This is a genomic window from Pseudomonas sp. Irchel s3h17, assembly GCF_900187505.1.
GTDB lineage: Bacteria > Pseudomonadota > Gammaproteobacteria > Pseudomonadales > Pseudomonadaceae > Aquipseudomonas.
Window position 1 is genome coordinate 175019 of record NZ_FYDL01000007.1, and the last position, 14615, is coordinate 189633.

Sequence of the window (14615 nt, forward strand, 5' to 3'; positions counted from 1 at the left end):
GCATGATGTTCTGGTTGAGGCGGTGGAGCAGGGCGGGGGCAGGATCGTCTGGTAGGGGCATGGCCACTTCTCCTGTGTCGAAGAAAAGCGTAGCAGGCAGCAAAAAACCCGCTCAGTGGCGCAATGCTGTTCAGTTAAGGATTGGGTTGCTCAATACATCCCCCGTGGCGAGCGAGCTTGCTCGCGCTGGGCTGCAGAGCAGCCCAAAAAACTGTCGTCGAGTTCGTTCTGAAAGACCGCAGTCGCTTTGTTGGGTGCGCTTCGCGCACCAGCGCGAGCAAGCTCGCTCGCCACGGGTCTCTCACCCGCTTCAAGCCTTTCTTAACTGAACAGTATTGCGCTCAGTGGCGGGCTTTTTGTACGGGGCAAATCCTGTTGTCTGTTTTTTCTGGCCAGTAAATCTAGGCACCCTCTACTCAGCACTGCCCCGCACAATCCTTACCGCCTTTACCTCGGCGCTAGAGGTCTGTGAACGAGCCCCATGAAAGACAGGACACCGTTTCCCCCTTACCAGGTTCGTATAAAGACTCAATGTTGCGAGCTCCAGCGATGTGCACCGTGATATCAAGGTCTCTTTCGCAGAGCTCGCGGGACAGCCTCAGAACCAGCGATAGGGGATAAGCGGACTGTGGATCCTCACGAAGCGGCTCAGTAGAGTACGTAGCGCAATGGTCTCGGGGACTCCGAGCTGTCGCATCATCGTTTCCTCCTCCTGCTGACTCTGGCTGAGGATGCGAGCGACAAATTTCCTGCCTTCGGGTGTCAGGAAAATTTGCGCGTGGTCCTCATCGTCCGGTGAGGTGCGTTCGTCATCGATGCGTATCAGCCCTCTCGCTGCCAGGTCGTTGATCGATTCAGGGCCTACTTCGCGTCCGGTGTACGCGGCGAGGGAAATCAGCTCGTGGTAGGTGCGTCCTTCCCGCGTACCCAGTGCACTGAGGACCAGGTACTCGATGTTGTTGAGTTTGAGCTGAGAGGCATGTTCCTGCGTCCTGGCGGAGAAGTGCAGGTATGCGCTGGCCAGCAAATAGCCAAGGGGGCTGGCTTCGCTGACGTTACGAGGGTCCTCGTCAGGAGGCGGCATGATGGTTTGCGCGGTGCTGGTGGCGATGGCGTAGTTGCCCCTCTGGAATACCAGCGGAGGGGTATCGGACTTGTCGAACTTGAGTACTTCGCCCACCAGGATGATGTGGTCGCCGCCATCGTAGATATGGGCCGTGCGGCACTGCAGCCGAGTGGTGCAGCCGGCTAGCAGCGGCGCCGAGCCCAGGCCGCCCTCGTACTCGATGCCGTCGAACTTCTCCGGCCCGGAGACGCTACGGGCGAAACGCGCCGAGAGTTCGCCCTGGTCGTGGGCGAGGATATGCACAGCCCAGTGGCTGGCGTTTTCGAAGGTGGCGAGGCTCTGTGATTTGCGAGCCAGGCTCCAGAGCACCAGTGGAGGGTCCAGGGACACCGAGTTGAAACTATTGGCCGTTACGCCGACGGGGGCATCGTCCTGGTCGCGAGCCGTAATGATGGTGACACCCGTGGTGAACGTCCCCAGAGCGTGGCGAAACTCCCGGGGATCCAGTGTGGTACTGCCATGTTTCTGCTGGCCGGCTTGTGAGCGTTGTGCGTTGTTATTCATGCCCGTTTTCCTCTGGTACTGGGAGCCGTATCTGTGGCTTGAATTGTCTAACGTGCAGCACTTTCCAGCATGGTCAGAACGGACGATGTTTGTTGATATCACGGTGTTTGCAACACTACGTGAGGGCCAGGGATGGCAGGCATGGATGAGATTTTTGTGGCTCAGTCTGGATGTCGATCGAAATGGACCTGATCGGCGCGATTTCGTGTGCGCTGGACATTGATTCCATGGGAAAAAAAGCCCCCGTAAGGGGGCAGGGGTAAACGATCTCTGATGTCGGGACCTGTCAGCGTTAGTGGCTGATTCCGCGTTCACGCGCCATGTCCAGCGCCAGGTCCTCGATCATGTCCTCCTGGCCGCCGACGGTCTTGCGTCGGCCCAGTTCCAACAGGATCTCGTGGGAGGGCACGCCGTACTTTTTTGCGGCACGTTTGGCGAACAGCAGGAACGAGGAGTAGACGCCAGCGTACCCTAGCATCAGCGAGTCACGGTCGACCCGGACGATGTGCTCCATCATCGGGAACACTTTCTCTTCGGCGACATCAGCGAGCTTGAACACGTCCACGCCCGTAATGATGCCTAAGCGATCGCAGACCGCATTGAAGACTTCCAGCGGCGTGTTGCCGGCACCGGCACCTAGGCCAGCGGCGGAGCCGTCGATGCGATTGGCACCGGCTTCAATGGCTGCCAGCGAGTTGGCTATGCCCATGCCGAGGTTATGGTGGCCGTGGAAGCCCAGCTCGGTTTCCGGTTTCAGCGCCTGGCGAACCGCGTCGATGCGCACGCGAACGTCTTCGGGGAGCATGTACCCGGCCGAGTCCGTGATGTAGAGGCAGTTGGCGCCGTAGCTTTCCATCAACCTGGCCTGTTTCACCAAACCGTCGGCGTCGAGCATGTGTGCCATCATCAGGAAGCCGACCGTATCCATGTCCAACTTGCGGCCGTACTGGATGTGCTGCTCGGAAACGTCGGCCTCGGTGCAATGGGTTGCCACGCGAATGGTGTGTACGCCACAGTCATGTGCCATCTGCAGGTGATCGACGGTGCCGATACCGGGCAGCAGCAGGGCCGATACCTTGGCCTGTTTCATTTGCGCAATGACTGCACGCAGGTATTCCTCGTCGCTGTGTGCCGCAAAGCCATAATTGACGGAGGTGCCGCCCAGGCCATCGCCGTGGGTGACTTCGATCAGCTGAACACCGGCTGCGTCCAGACCGGTGGCCACATCCACCATCTCCTGCAGGGTGATCTGGTGGCGCTTTGGGTGCATGCCGTCGCGCAATGACATGTCGTGCAGTTTGATTTGCTTGCCGCGTAAAGAGGTCATGGCAATTTCCATTCGAGAGTGGTTAGGCGTTCAGCATGTCTTCGGCAAACATTTCCGCGGTACGGGCGGCCGCCGCGGTCATGATGTCCAGATTGCCGGCGTACTTGGGCAGGTAGTCGCCCAGGCCCTCCACCTCCATGAAAATCGACACGCGATTGCCGTCGAATACCGGTCCGTTCTTCAGCGTGTAGCCGGGCACATACTTCTGTACGTCCTTGATCATTGCGTGCACCGATTGGGTGATAGCCTCGCGATCCGGTTCGCTTTCGGTCAGGCAGTGAATGGTGTCGCGCATGATCAGCGGAGGTTCGGCCGGGTTGATCACGATGATCGCCTTGCCTTCCTTGGCCCCACCGACCGTGACCACCGCACCGGCAGTGGTGCGGGTGAACTCGTCGATATTCTTGCGGGTGCCGGGGCCGACCGAACGGGACGACACCGTCGCCACGATCTCGCCATAGGCAACGGGCTGCACACGTGACACCGCGTGGATCATGGGAATGGTCGCTTGTCCCCCGCAGGTCACCATGTTGACGTTCAGCACCTGCTTGCCCAATTGATCGGCCAGGTTTACCGACGGCACGCAGTAGGGGCCGATGGCCGCAGGCGTGAGGTCGATCATCAGCACGCCCAGTTCATTGAGCTTGCGTGAGTTCTCGGCATGTACGTAGGCGGAGGTCGCGTCAAACACGATCCGGATGTCGTCGGCCTTGACGTGGGGCAGGAGCCCATCGACGCCTTCGCAGGTGACGTTCAGGCCCATTTCCCGGGCGCGCTTCAAACCGTCGGATTCGGGGTCGATCCCGACCATCCAGACCGGCTCCAGCACTTTGCTGCGTTGCAGTTTGTAGAGCAGGTCGGTACCGATGTTGCCGGGCCCGATCAGGGCGCATCTGATTTTGCGTGTCATGGCCAGTTCTCTCGCATCTAGGGAGGGCAGAGTCAGTCGGTGAAGCGAATCGAGGCGGAGCCGATATCCGTAATGGTCAGTTCGAAGTGGTCGCCAGCCTTTACGGGTACCAGGGGAACCAGCGATCCCGACAGGATGATTTCGCCGGCGAGCAGGGGCATGCCGAAGGCGCCCAAGGTATTGGCCAGCCAAGCCACGGCCTCGGCTGGGTGCCCTTGCACGGCCGAGCCAAGCCCGCTGGAGTGAGGCTCTCCGTTGCGCTTCATATCCAGGCGGACATTGGCGAGGTCGAGGCCGACAGGGGAGACGCGCGGGCTACCCAGGATGAAGACACCGCAGGAGGCGTTGTCGGCGATGGTGTCCTGTATGGATATCTTCCAGTCGCAGATGCGCGAATCGACGATCTCAAAGCAGGCCATGACCGAGTCAGTGGCTTCCAGCACATCCCCCTGGGTGACGCCGGGGCCCATCAGGTCGTGCTTGAGGATGAAGGCGATCTCACCTTCTGCACGGGGCTGGATGAGGTTGGCCTGGCTAAGGCTGACGCAGGCATCGTTATCGAAATGCATGCGGTCGGTGAGGAAGCCGAAGTCCGGTTGGTGGACGCCGAGCATTTCCTGCACGGCTTTGCTCGTCACTCCGATTTTCTTGCCGATGATCTGCTCGCCGTCGGCTTTACGCTGTTCCAGCATGGCCAGTGAGATGTGGTACGCGTCTTCGATATCCAGCGAGTCGGTGGTGGTCAGCGGCTCGATCGTCTCGCCATTGCGTAGCGCCCTGTAGAGACGCTCGGCGAGTCGCTGGCGCAGTCGCGTCTTGTCCTGCGAGGCACTGGAGACCGGTTCGATTACGGGGGGCATTGGACTCTCCTCTTGTCGGATGTGTCCAAATCATGCCGGATGTGTCGGCGCGTGCCCTCACCCGCATGCAGTAGTTTCAGCACTCTTTCTGCATCCCTGCATTTCTACGGAGTCGGGGTAATCGGTTTGGACGAGGCGTCCGGGGCCGAGAAGACCGCACACTGGCGACAAATGACAGGTGACCAACCAACCCGTTACTGGCATGCGTCCTGAGCCTGGCGCGCTCTCTGCTGGCAGCGTCATCAATCCTGTTCCTGAGCCTGAGGTTGCATCTTCAATGAGCCTTCCGAGTCTGTTCATTCCCCATGGGGCGGGTCCCTGCTTCTTCATGCGCGGGGACTTCGGCCCGGCCGAAATGTGGCATTCACTGGGGGCCTGGCTGCAGGGCCTGGCGTCGAGCCTGCCAGAACGGCCGAAGGCCATCCTGGTCGTTTCCGCACACTGGGAGGCCGAGCGGTTCACGCTGACTTCCAGTCCGGCCCCAGGCCTGGTCTACGACTACAGCGGATTTCCGGCGCACACCTATCGACTGCAATACCCGGTCGCCGGCGCACCCTGGCTGGCCAGGGATGCGTGCGAACGCTTGCGCGGCGCAGGACTGTCGGCAGCGCTCGACGACACACGCGGACTGGATCACGGTGCGTTCATCCCGTTCAAACTGATCTATCCGCAGGCGGATATCCCGATGCTGCAGCTGTCACTTTGCAGCGATCTGGACCCGGCAGCGCACCTGGCTGCCGGGGTGGCGCTGGCAGGGTTGCGAGAGGAGGGGGTGTTGATCGTGGGCAGCGGCATGTCTTTCCACAACGTCCGTGCATCTGGAGAGGACCTGGCTGCGCGGGCGCAGGCATTCGATGACTGGTTGCTCGATACGCTGATGGGGACGCCGGAGGAACGAAGTCAGCGCCTGCGCCATTGGGTCGAGGCACCGCAGGCGCGTTTCGCCCATCCGCGCGAGGAACACTTGCTGCCGTTGCTGGTGGCTTGCGCTGCAGCAGGTGACCAGCCCGCGCGGCGCGTGTACGCCGAGCGGCTGGGGGGCCTCGTCGCGGTCTCGGCTTATCGCTTTGGCTAGTCGTTGCGGCTGTCGGTGGAAGCCTTCATCTCGATGTCGCCTGGGCCGAAATAGGCGCGCATGGAGGTGATGAGCCCCGCTTCGTCGAAGGTCATCACATCGATGACCCGCACCCGCACCTCCCCCTGGGGTAGCTTCACCACGGCATCGAAGGCCATCGCGGCAGCATCGCCGTGAGAGGCGCGGATCGGTGCGCAAAGCTGCAGGGTGGCACCGTTGGCCATGACGTTGCGGTAGAACTCGACGATTTTCGTCTTGCCTTCGCGCGGCGACGAGCCGTACGGGTCTTCCACCGTTGCGTCGTCGTGGTAGAGGGCGATGATGGCTTTCAGGTCATTGCGGTTGTAGGCGTCGATGTAGGCCTGAAGGGCGCTTCTCATTCGGATTTCCGTTGACATGTCTGCTCCTTGTTCAGGCGATTGCCTGCTGGTTTATGGCGGATGTAGTTTGCGTAAGCGGCTGGAAGTCCACTCGGGTTAGATGCACCGAGGCTTCCCACAACCAGGCCGCCACCTCTTCGCAATTCACGGGCGAACTGCAGGTTGGCGCGGATGAAGACCGATTGGCTGCGCTCGCTCATGGGTTGCTCCCCGTGTTCTTGTCGTGGGGGATGGTCAGTGTCGTCAAGGCGGCCAGTGCCAGCAGGCCGGCGGTGCAGCCGAGGGCGAGGGCGTAGGAGTGCCGCTCGGCGAGCACCCCGATGAGAATAGGGCCGATGACCATGCCGAGGTCGGCGGCCATCTGGTAGCCGGCTATCACCGTACCCCCACGGCCATTGGCGGCGTCACCAGCGACGGCGGCTGCGGCGGTGGTGCAGAACGCGGTTCCGAGCCCCATCAGCGCGAGCCCGCCCAGGTAGGTTGCCAGCGTTTGCCCGCCCTGGATGAGCAGAAAACTGCCCAGTACCAGGGTCATGCCCAGCATCAGGCTTGGCTTGCGGCCCCAGGTGTCCACCCATCGGCCAGCCTTGGGCAGCAGAAGTGTCTGGGTCAGTGCACCGACGGCCAGACCGATGCCGATCCATTTCGCCGGCTGGTTGAGCACCGTCAGCAGAAACAGCGGCAGGACGGAAACCCTGACCCCGTAAACGGCAAAGCCGATGGCGAAATTGCTGGCGATCGCGGATCGGTAAGAGGCCAGGCGTAGCGCCTGGCCAAAGCTGACCGCCGCTTGCCCGGAGTCGCTCGCCGCGCTGTGACTGTGGCGCAGGTGGCGCAGCAGCAGTGCCGCGACCAGGGCCGCCGCTCCCGTTCCGGCTCCATAGAGGAAGAACGGCAGGCGCACAGACATGTCCACGAACAGGCTGCCGATGGCGGGACCGGCGACCGTCCCGACGTAATAGGCACCCATGAACAGCCCCGCCGCGCGCCCCCGGTGGCTGGCGGCGGTGGTGCGCAGCATGAGGCTCATGGCCGACACGCTGTAGAGGATCGAGCCCATCCCGCACAGACCGCGAAATGCCAGCAACTGCTCGGCGGAAGCGGAAAAGCCGGCGGCAACGCTGCCCAGTGCCATGAGCCCAAGACCGCCGCACAGCAACCGGTACTCGCCCCAGCGATTGACCAGCCTGCCGCCTGGCCAAGCCATCAGCAGGCGGGCGAAGGGGAAGGCTGCGATGATCATGCCGATCATGCTGCTGCCCACCCCTAGTGCCTGGCCGAACACCGGAATGGCCGGTGACTGGATGCCGAAGCCCACGGCGGAGATAAAGCTGATGACGCACAGGCAGCGCACTTCCGTGGAAATGCCGCCGAGCCAGCCGGTGTCTCCAGCGCCTCTGGACATGCTGTGCTCAGCGCCCATGAAAGACCGGCTGGCGCTTTTGCGCGAAGGCGCTGGAGGCTTCCTTGTGATCTGCGCTGAGGAAGGTCGCCGCTTCCAGTTGCAGCCCCAGGTCGGTCACCAACTGGCTGCGCTGGCGCAGGATCTGGTTCAGCGCGCGCTTGGTGCCCTGCAGCGCGAGAGGAGGGAGGGCGGCCATGCGCTCCGCCATCTGCAGCGCCTGATCATGCAGCTCCGTGGCCGGCATGGCCCGCAAGGCCAGGCCCAGCCGGGCCGCTTCGCTGCCACTGAGTCGCTCGCCGGTCATCAGGTAGTACTTGGCGGCGCCGAGGGGCATGCTCAGGGGCCAGGCCAGCGCGCCACCATCGCCGGCGACCAGGCCAATGGGCACATGGGTGTCGGCGATCTGGGCGTCGTCGGCGATAAGCACCACATCGCAGAGCAAGGCCAGTGTCGCCCCCAGCCCCATGGCGTAACCCTGCACCGCGGCGATAATCGGCTGTGGCACATCGAGGAAGCGCTCGATCAGGTTCCCGGCGCCGCGGGTGACCAGGGCCATGGCTTCGCATGGGGTCTGCTCGATGGCCGGCGTCTCGGCAAACGCCTTGATGTCGCCACCGACACAGAAGGCCCGTCCTGCACCCTGCAGCACCACGGCCCGGACGCTGGTGTCGTGGCGCAGGTCGGCAAGAATGGCTTCGAGGCCTTCATGCATGTCGGCTCCTACGGCATTGAGGCGTTCGGGCCGATTGAGGGTCAGCACCAGGACATGGTCCCGGCGCTCGGCGAGGATACTGTGAAAACGTCCGTAATCGGTCATGGGGAAACTCCGTTCTTGTTGTCTATGGGATTGAGCGGCGCCCGAGTTTTTCCAGCATCGCCACGCGGGCTAGCGCACGATCGGGATCAAGGACTGCAAGGCTCTGCAGCGTGACTTCGGCCTCCAGTTGCTCGGCCAGGCTGTTGCGTGCGGCCTGGGCCAGGAGGCGCTTGGTCAGCCCTACCGCGAGTCCGGGCTTGGTGGCCAGTTGCTCGGCCATCTCCAGCGCGTGTCCAAGCAGCCGTTCCGGGGGCAGCACCTCGCTCACCAGGCCCCACTCGCGGGCCTCTTCGGCGCCCAGCCGGCGATTGCTGGCCAGCCAGGAAAAGGCCCGGGCGTAACCCAGCAACCGGGTGATGAACCAGCTGCCACCGGCATCCGGGACCAGCCCTATGTCGACGAACGCCGGTACGAACTTGGCGCCGCTGGACGCGATCCGGATATCGGCGGCGCAAGCCAGCGAGAGTCCGGCACCCGCTGCGGCGCCGTTGACGGCTGCGATGACAGGCTTGTCCAGCGCGGCCATTGCCAGGGTGTTCGCATTGAGTGCATGGCGCAGCGTGCTATGACCCAGTGCCCCGGAGGCGGGTGGCGCGTTGAGGTCGGCACCCGCGCAGAAGCCGCGTCCGGAACCGGTCAGCACCACCGCGCGAACCTGCGAATCACTGGCCTCGTGCCAGGCATCGGAGAGCTCGCGGTGCAGCTCGGCATTGAATGCGTTCAGCGCCTCAGGGCGGTTGAGTGTCACCAGCAGCACCGCGCCCTGGCGTTCGCGCAGGACGGCGCTCATAGCGCTGCTCCCGTGCCGAGGATGGCGGTGACCTGGCTGGAGAACTGACCGCCGTTGCCGTGGGCCAGCGCCAGCTCCACGCCGGCCTGCTGCCGTGCTCCGGCCTCACCGCGCAGTTGCCGCGTGGCTTCGATGAGGGCGAAGATGCCGTACATGCCCGGATGGCAGTAGGACAGGCCGCCGCCGTTGGTGTTGACCGGCAGTACGCCTCCGGGGGCGATGCGGCCATCGGCGACGAAGGCACCGCCTTCGCCCTTGGCGCAGAAGCCCAAGTCCTCCAGGAACATGATGGTGTTGATAGTGAAGGCGTCGTAGAGCTGTAGCACGCCGATGTCCGCCGGTCTGACCCCGGCCATGGCGTAGGCTCTGGCGCAGGACTCGACTGCACAGGTGGTGGTCAGATCAGGCATCTGGGAAATGCTGCGGTGCGAGTGCGCTTCGCCCGCGCCGAGCAGGTAGACCGGCGGCCTTGGCAGGTCACGTGCGCGATCGGCACGGGTAACCACCAGGGCGCCGCCGCCATCGGTGACCAGACAGCAATCGCGGATGCTGAGTGGGCTGCAGACCATTTTGCTGCCCAGCACGTCGGTAATACCGAGCGGCCCTTTGTCATGGCAGAAGGCGACGGGGTTGAGTTGCGCCCAGGCGCGCGCGGCGACGGCCACCGCGGCCAACTGCTCGCGGGTGGTGCCGTACTGATGCATGTGCCGGGCGGTGGCCAGGGCGTAGCCGGACACCGGGTGGCGTGGCTTGTAGGGGGCTTCGTAGCTCGGCATCTCCAGTGGCCCGGTCAGCGGCTGCCGACGTTGGGCATCCGCGCGCGGGGTACTGCCATAGACGATCAACGCCGTGTCGCAGAGCCCGGCCTTGAGGGCCGCCGCCGCGTGGAACAGGTAGGACAGGAACGAGCTGCCGCCGATATTGCCGCTATCGCTGTAACGGGGGCGGATACCCAGGTATTCACCCAGGTCCAGGTTCGACATGAAACGGCCGGCGACACAGCCGAACAGGCCATCGACGTCCCGGGTGCGCAGGCCCGCGTCATTCAGCGCGTGAACCGCCGCCTGGGCGGCCAGTTCGATGGGGTAGCGCTGTGGCCCGACGTCACCGAGGTCCGATTCGGCGACCCCGACGATAGCGGCAGCGCCGCGCAGATCATGGCGAGTCATGGGCGTTCTCCTTCGTTGAGGTCGAACACCACGCGCGGCTCCTCGCCTTCGAGGCGTTCCACCCGCGCCCGGACCCGGGCGCCGATAGGCGGTGCATCGCAACCCGGTACAGTGCTCATCATGCGAAAGCCTTCGTCCAGGTCCACCAGCACAAGGTTGTAGTGGTGTTCCTTGTCGTAGATCACGCTGGACGAATAGAGCGTGCCCAGCCCTTGGCTGTCGCGCAGGTCCAGTTCCACCGAGCCGCAATGAGGGCAGCAGGGGCGCAGGTAGAAGACCGCCTGATCGCAGTCGTGGCAGTGCTGATAAGCCAGGGCACCCCGTGCCAGGCCTTCGAGATAGCGCTGGTACGGCGCCGGTTCACGGACATCATTCATGCTGGCTTCCTCCGGGGGTGTCGTAGGTGGCGACGGCGATTGCCGTCAGGACGTCCTGGCGCTGACCGTTGGCTGCTTCGCGCTGCACCAGCAGTTCACAGTTCACCTGCATGCAGTCAGGGCCTTCGGGGTCGATGGCGGTAACCCGGCCGCTGAGGATCAGGGTGTCGCCTGGCCAGACCTGGGAGACGTAGCGCACCGAGTACCTGCGCAGCGCCGCCAGGCCCAGCCAGGAAGTCGCGTAGGCCGAGAGGATGCCCGCCGTCAGCAGGCCATGGCCGAATACGCTGCGGTAGCCGGCACGGTGGGCAAAGGTCTCGTCGTGGTGGATGGGATTGAGGTCGCCACTGGCGCCGGCGTAGCGAACGATGTCGGTTCGGGTGATCGGCCCGACACGGCGCACGGGGGCGGTGTCTCCGATCTGGAAACGAGGCGAAGCGTCGTGGTTTGTGCTGTTCATGTGGGCAGTACCTCGTGCTCGTCCATGGGCGGCGGTGGGGGCAGTTCGATGATGGTGCTGCGGGCGATCAGCGCCAGTCGATCGTGTTCGTCGTAGAATCCCATCTCGCGCACGATCAGGGTCATCTCGCCCTTGGCGCCCCGCTTGCAGGTCACGTCGGCGATATGCGAGCGGACGGTGAATTCCTCGCCGGCCAGCACCGGTCGCAGGTATTCCCATTCATTGCCGCCGGCCAGTACGCGCTTGAGGTCGAGGTTGAGCGGGTTGCCTTCCTGCGGGGGTTGCCAGTGCATGGAGACGGTGCTGAAGGTCGGCGGTGCCGGCGGGGCGGAGAAGCCCTGCCGGCGCGCCGCCTCGGGGTCGAAGTAACAGGCATCGGTACAGAGGATCGCCTTGGCGAACTCGGCGATCTTGCCTTCCTCGACCTTGAAGCGGAACGAGGGGAACTGGTAACCGACCAGGGATTGATCTGCCATCGCGTTCACTCCTTCAGTGCGCCGGCCCGGATGACCCGGCCAGCACCACCAGTGCGTCGGCGGCGAAGACCTTGCCGTCGTCGACCCGGATCGGGTTGATGTCGATTTCGTTGACCTCCTCGAGCTCCAGGGCCAGGTTGCCGACGCCAATCATGATGGCGGCGATCTGCGTCTGTTCCTCGGCGCTGAGGCCTCGCCGCCCCTGGACCAGGCGCCCCTGGAGCAGTTTTCCGAGCGCGACGCGGGCGGTGTCGAGCCCGAACGGCGGGCGCAACAGCGTGGTTTCCGCCAACTGTTCGATCAGCACGCCACCCAGGCCCACCGCCACCATGGGGCCGAACACCGGGTCGCGCTGCAAGCCGCAGGTCAGTTCCACGCGTGCGGGTACCATCTCCTGCACCAGCACGCCGTCGAGGACGGCATGGGGTGCCCGGCGCCGCACTTCGTCGAGCATGTCTCTATAGGCTTCACGCACCGCGTCCGGCCCCTGCAGACCCAGGCGGATGGCGCCCACGTCGGACTTGTGCGGCAGCTGATAGGACATGACCTTGAGCACCACCTTGCCGCCGATGCGCGTCGCCGCCGCGATGGCGTCCTCCTCGCTGTGTACCCACTCTTCACGGGTGATGGGAATGCCGTACTCGGCGAACAGGCGCTTACCCTGGGCCTCCATCAGCACCTGCTCCCCCTGGGGCAACCGCAGGTGTTGCCGCGCGCGCCGGGCACGTTCGGCATCGGGTTCCCGGGCGTGATCCGCCGCGAGGGACTGTCGCGAGGAGAAACGCTGCAGGGCGGCGAGCGAGCGGGCGATCCTCTGCGGATCGGTGTAGGTCGGCACGCCAGCCTGCTTCAAGGGTTCCACAAGGTCGGTGGACAGCACAGCCATGGGTTTGTCGGTGCGCTGGTAGAGCGCGGCCAGTTCCCTGGCTGCCTCGATGGCGCGAGCCCAGGTGACCGTGGTGAGCATGTCGACCGAAGGGCTTTGGGCGACCAGGTTCTGCAGTGCGAAAAGTGACTCCTGCTTCACCGCTGCGGTGGTGTCGATGGGGTTGGCCACGCTGCCGAAGAAGGGCGTGTGCAGCACACTGAGCATCTGTGCCTGTTCCGCTTCGGGGAAGGTCGGGATATCCAGGCCGTTGAGACTGGCTTCGTCGGCCAGCAACACGCCGGTACCGCCGGAGGCGGTGATGATCGCCAGGCGTTTGCCGGACGCCCGGCGACCGTCCTGGAAGATCATGCCCAGATCGAGCATCTCCTCCAGGCTGTGAGCCACGATCACGCCGTACTGACGGCAGACCGCATCGAATACATCGACGGCACCGACCACCGACGCGGTGTGGCTCATGGCGGCCTTGGCCGCGGCTTCGGAGCGCCCCGCCTTGAGGACCACCAGTGGCTTGTCGAGCGCCTGGGCGCGCCGGGCCGCTTCTATGAACACCTCCGGGTCACGCAGGGTCTCACTGAACGCCAGCAGCACACGAACCTCCGGTCGCTCCACGAGGTAGCGCAAAACGGCCGCGACGTTCACGTCCAGCTCGTTGCCGGTACTGACGAACCAGCCAAGGCGCAGGCCGGTGAGCAGTCCCTTGGTGGTCAGGTAGGAGCCAAAGCCACCGCTCTGGGAAACCAGCGCCACACCGCCGCCCGGCGGCAAAGGTTCGTCCGGGGTCAGGGCGAAGTTGGCCATGACGCCCCCGGCGATGTTCAGGTAGCCGATGCAGTTCGGACCAATCACCCGCACGTCGCCAGCCTTGGCCAGCTCTGCGATGCGCTGTTGCAGGGCGGTCCCTTCGGCACCGGCCTCGGCGAAGCCGGAAGAGAGCAGCACGACGCCACCCACGCCCTTGGCCACGGCCTGTTCCATGATGCCTTCGACGGCCTGGCAGGCCACCGCGATGACCACCAGGTCCACGGTTCCCGGTACATCGTGCAGGCTGGCGTAGGCAGGGCTGCCCTGGACGCTGTCGTCCTTGGGATGGATCGGGTAGAGCGCGCCGCCGAAGGAGCGCTTGAGGTTGGCGAACAGCAGGCCGCCGATGCTGTAGAGGTTGTTGGAGGCGCCAACCATGGCGATGGAGCGAGGTGCCAGCAGGCGATCGAGATCGGGAGCTGCGGTGTCGATACGAGTCATTGTCGTTGTCCTGTGCCGTGGCGGTTTGCGCGCTTAACGCACCATCATCGAGCCGCCATCCACCGACAGAACCTGGCCGGTGACATAGGAGGACTCTTCGCTGACGAGATAGAGGAAGGCCGGGGCTATCTCCTCGGGCTCCGCCGAGCGCCGCAGCGGGTGCTGCTTGAGCGCTGCCGCGTGGGCATCGGCGAATTTCGGGTCGTTCATGATGGTCTTGGTCATCTCGGTGGCCGCCGCCGGAGCGATGGCGTTGACCAGGATGTTGTACTTGCCCAGCTCGCGGGCGGCGGTGCGCACCATGCCGAGCATCGCGGACTTGGCCGCGGCGTAGTTGATCTGGCCGATGGAGCCGTTCTGCGCAGTGGAGGAACTGACGAAGACGATGCGCCCCCACTGGCGTTCGATCATGTCCGGGACCACCGCCTGCAGCCAGTAGAAGGAACCGTGCATGTGCACATCGATCACCTGGTGCCACTCGGCGCCGGTCATCTTGTGCAGCATGGCCGGACGGGTGATGCCCGCGTTGTTCACCAGGATATCGATGGGGCCGAGCTCGGCCTTGATGATGGCGGCGGCGGCGTTGACGTCGACCTGGTTGGCAATGTCGCAGCGCACGAACAGGGCTTTGCCGCCCTCGGCATGGATCAGCGCGGCGGTTTCTTCACCGCCACTGACGTTGATGTCGATTATGGCCACGCTGGCACCCTCCGCCGCATAGCAGCGGGCCACGGCGCGACCGATTCCTTGTGAGGCGCCGGTGATTACGGCGACGCGATTGTTCAAACGCATGATGGGGCTCCTTGTG

16 protein-coding genes are annotated in these 14615 nt (G+C 64.2%); 1 reads left to right on the forward strand and 15 read right to left on the reverse strand.

The features are described 5' to 3' along the window. Positions 1–598 precede the first annotated feature (598 nt). The 4 genes from CKW25_RS12160 to CKW25_RS12175 all read right to left on the reverse strand — a co-directional run bounded on the left by CKW25_RS12160 (position 599) and on the right by CKW25_RS12175 (position 4727). Complete coding sequence (locus CKW25_RS12160; protein WP_095079450.1) at positions 599–1630, reverse strand: flavin reductase; 1032 nt, start codon at positions 1628–1630, stop codon at positions 599–601. Between the two features lie 292 nt (positions 1631–1922). Next, positions 1923–2957: a 4-hydroxy-2-oxovalerate aldolase gene (dmpG, locus tag CKW25_RS12165; protein WP_095079452.1), complete on the reverse strand. Its 1035-nt coding sequence runs from the start codon at positions 2955–2957 to the stop codon at positions 1923–1925. Positions 2958–2979: 22 nt separating this feature from the next. Then, complete coding sequence (locus CKW25_RS12170; protein WP_095079454.1) at positions 2980–3867, reverse strand: acetaldehyde dehydrogenase (acetylating); 888 nt, start codon at positions 3865–3867, stop codon at positions 2980–2982. Between the two features lie 32 nt (positions 3868–3899). Then, on the reverse strand, positions 3900–4727 hold the full coding sequence (locus CKW25_RS12175) for a fumarylacetoacetate hydrolase family protein (RefSeq protein WP_095079456.1): 828 nt from the start codon (positions 4725–4727) through the stop codon (positions 3900–3902). A gap of 277 nt (positions 4728–5004) precedes the next feature. Here CKW25_RS12175 and CKW25_RS12180 point away from each other — a divergent pair, with 277 nt between their 5' ends. Beyond that, positions 5005–5802, forward strand: coding sequence for a class III extradiol ring-cleavage dioxygenase (locus tag CKW25_RS12180; RefSeq protein WP_095079458.1), 798 nt, complete (start codon positions 5005–5007; stop codon positions 5800–5802). Here CKW25_RS12180 and CKW25_RS12185 read toward each other — a convergent pair. The 11 genes from CKW25_RS12185 to CKW25_RS12230 are packed head-to-tail and all read right to left on the reverse strand — an operon-like array spanning position 5799 to position 14599. Then, on the reverse strand, positions 5799–6182 hold the full coding sequence (locus CKW25_RS12185; protein ID WP_256577965.1) for a nuclear transport factor 2 family protein: 384 nt from the start codon (positions 6180–6182) through the stop codon (positions 5799–5801). The two genes, CKW25_RS12180 and CKW25_RS12185, sit on opposite strands and share 4 nt — an antisense overlap. Further along, positions 6179–6382 carry a hypothetical protein gene (locus CKW25_RS26220; protein ID WP_143497309.1) on the reverse strand — a complete coding sequence of 68 codons (204 nt, stop codon included), beginning with the start codon at positions 6380–6382 and terminating at the stop codon, positions 6179–6181. Before CKW25_RS26220 ends, CKW25_RS12185 begins: the two co-directional genes overlap by 4 nt. Then, a complete protein-coding gene (locus CKW25_RS12190) occupies positions 6379–7587 on the reverse strand; it encodes an MFS transporter (protein WP_172736492.1) in 1209 nt (402 codons plus the stop codon). Before CKW25_RS12190 ends, CKW25_RS26220 begins: the two co-directional genes overlap by 4 nt. 7 nt (positions 7588–7594) lie before the next feature. After that, positions 7595–8404, reverse strand: a complete 810-nt coding sequence (locus tag CKW25_RS12195; protein WP_095079464.1) for an enoyl-CoA hydratase/isomerase family protein — start codon at positions 8402–8404, stop codon at positions 7595–7597. 22 nt (positions 8405–8426) lie between these two features. Beyond that, positions 8427–9194, reverse strand: coding sequence for an enoyl-CoA hydratase/isomerase family protein (locus tag CKW25_RS12200; protein WP_095079466.1), 768 nt, complete (start codon positions 9192–9194; stop codon positions 8427–8429). Next, positions 9191–10363, reverse strand: a complete 1173-nt coding sequence (locus tag CKW25_RS12205) for an acetyl-CoA acetyltransferase (protein WP_095079468.1) — start codon at positions 10361–10363, stop codon at positions 9191–9193. The genes CKW25_RS12200 and CKW25_RS12205 overlap by 4 nt, the downstream gene beginning before the upstream one ends. After that, positions 10360–10740 carry a Zn-ribbon domain-containing OB-fold protein gene (locus CKW25_RS12210; protein WP_095079470.1) on the reverse strand — a complete coding sequence of 127 codons (381 nt, stop codon included), beginning with the start codon at positions 10738–10740 and terminating at the stop codon, positions 10360–10362. Before CKW25_RS12210 ends, CKW25_RS12205 begins: the two co-directional genes overlap by 4 nt. After that, a complete protein-coding gene (locus tag CKW25_RS12215) occupies positions 10733–11200 on the reverse strand; it encodes a MaoC/PaaZ C-terminal domain-containing protein (RefSeq protein ID WP_095079473.1) in 468 nt (155 codons plus the stop codon). Before CKW25_RS12215 ends, CKW25_RS12210 begins: the two co-directional genes overlap by 8 nt. Continuing rightward, positions 11197–11676: a MaoC family dehydratase N-terminal domain-containing protein gene (locus CKW25_RS12220; protein ID WP_095079476.1), complete on the reverse strand. Its 480-nt coding sequence runs from the start codon at positions 11674–11676 to the stop codon at positions 11197–11199. The genes CKW25_RS12215 and CKW25_RS12220 overlap by 4 nt, the downstream gene beginning before the upstream one ends. Positions 11677–11689: 13 nt before the next feature. Beyond that, entirely contained in the window at positions 11690–13807 is a 2118-nt protein-coding gene (locus CKW25_RS12225) for an acetate--CoA ligase family protein (protein WP_095079478.1), read from the reverse strand. Between the two features lie 33 nt (positions 13808–13840). Further along, positions 13841–14599, reverse strand: a complete 759-nt coding sequence (locus tag CKW25_RS12230; protein WP_095079480.1) for an SDR family NAD(P)-dependent oxidoreductase — start codon at positions 14597–14599, stop codon at positions 13841–13843. Positions 14600–14615: the final 16 nt, after the last annotated feature.

Excerpts from the sequence above, each read along its gene's own strand:
- CKW25_RS12160 (WP_095079450.1), bottom strand. The coding sequence starts at position 1,630 with ATGAATAACAACGCACAACGCTCACAAGCCGGCCAGCAGAAACATGGC.
- dmpG (WP_095079452.1), bottom strand. The coding sequence starts at position 2,957 with ATGACCTCTTTACGCGGCAAGCAAATCAAACTGCACGACATGTCATTG.
- CKW25_RS12170 (WP_095079454.1), bottom strand. The coding sequence starts at position 3,867 with ATGACACGCAAAATCAGATGCGCCCTGATCGGGCCCGGCAACATCGGT.
- CKW25_RS12175 (WP_095079456.1), bottom strand. The coding sequence starts at position 4,727 with ATGCCCCCCGTAATCGAACCGGTCTCCAGTGCCTCGCAGGACAAGACG.
- CKW25_RS12180 (WP_095079458.1), top strand. The coding sequence starts at position 5,005 with ATGAGCCTTCCGAGTCTGTTCATTCCCCATGGGGCGGGTCCCTGCTTC.
- CKW25_RS12185 (WP_256577965.1), bottom strand. The coding sequence starts at position 6,182 with ATGAGAAGCGCCCTTCAGGCCTACATCGACGCCTACAACCGCAATGAC.
- CKW25_RS26220 (WP_143497309.1), bottom strand. The coding sequence starts at position 6,382 with ATGAGCGAGCGCAGCCAATCGGTCTTCATCCGCGCCAACCTGCAGTTC.
- CKW25_RS12190 (WP_172736492.1), bottom strand. The coding sequence starts at position 7,587 with ATGTCCAGAGGCGCTGGAGACACCGGCTGGCTCGGCGGCATTTCCACG.
- CKW25_RS12195 (WP_095079464.1), bottom strand. The coding sequence starts at position 8,404 with ATGACCGATTACGGACGTTTTCACAGTATCCTCGCCGAGCGCCGGGAC.
- CKW25_RS12200 (WP_095079466.1), bottom strand. The coding sequence starts at position 9,194 with ATGAGCGCCGTCCTGCGCGAACGCCAGGGCGCGGTGCTGCTGGTGACA.
- CKW25_RS12205 (WP_095079468.1), bottom strand. The coding sequence starts at position 10,363 with ATGACTCGCCATGATCTGCGCGGCGCTGCCGCTATCGTCGGGGTCGCC.
- CKW25_RS12210 (WP_095079470.1), bottom strand. The coding sequence starts at position 10,740 with ATGAATGATGTCCGTGAACCGGCGCCGTACCAGCGCTATCTCGAAGGC.
- CKW25_RS12215 (WP_095079473.1), bottom strand. The coding sequence starts at position 11,200 with ATGAACAGCACAAACCACGACGCTTCGCCTCGTTTCCAGATCGGAGAC.
- CKW25_RS12220 (WP_095079476.1), bottom strand. The coding sequence starts at position 11,676 with ATGGCAGATCAATCCCTGGTCGGTTACCAGTTCCCCTCGTTCCGCTTC.
- CKW25_RS12225 (WP_095079478.1), bottom strand. The coding sequence starts at position 13,807 with ATGACTCGTATCGACACCGCAGCTCCCGATCTCGATCGCCTGCTGGCA.
- CKW25_RS12230 (WP_095079480.1), bottom strand. The coding sequence starts at position 14,599 with ATGCGTTTGAACAATCGCGTCGCCGTAATCACCGGCGCCTCACAAGGA.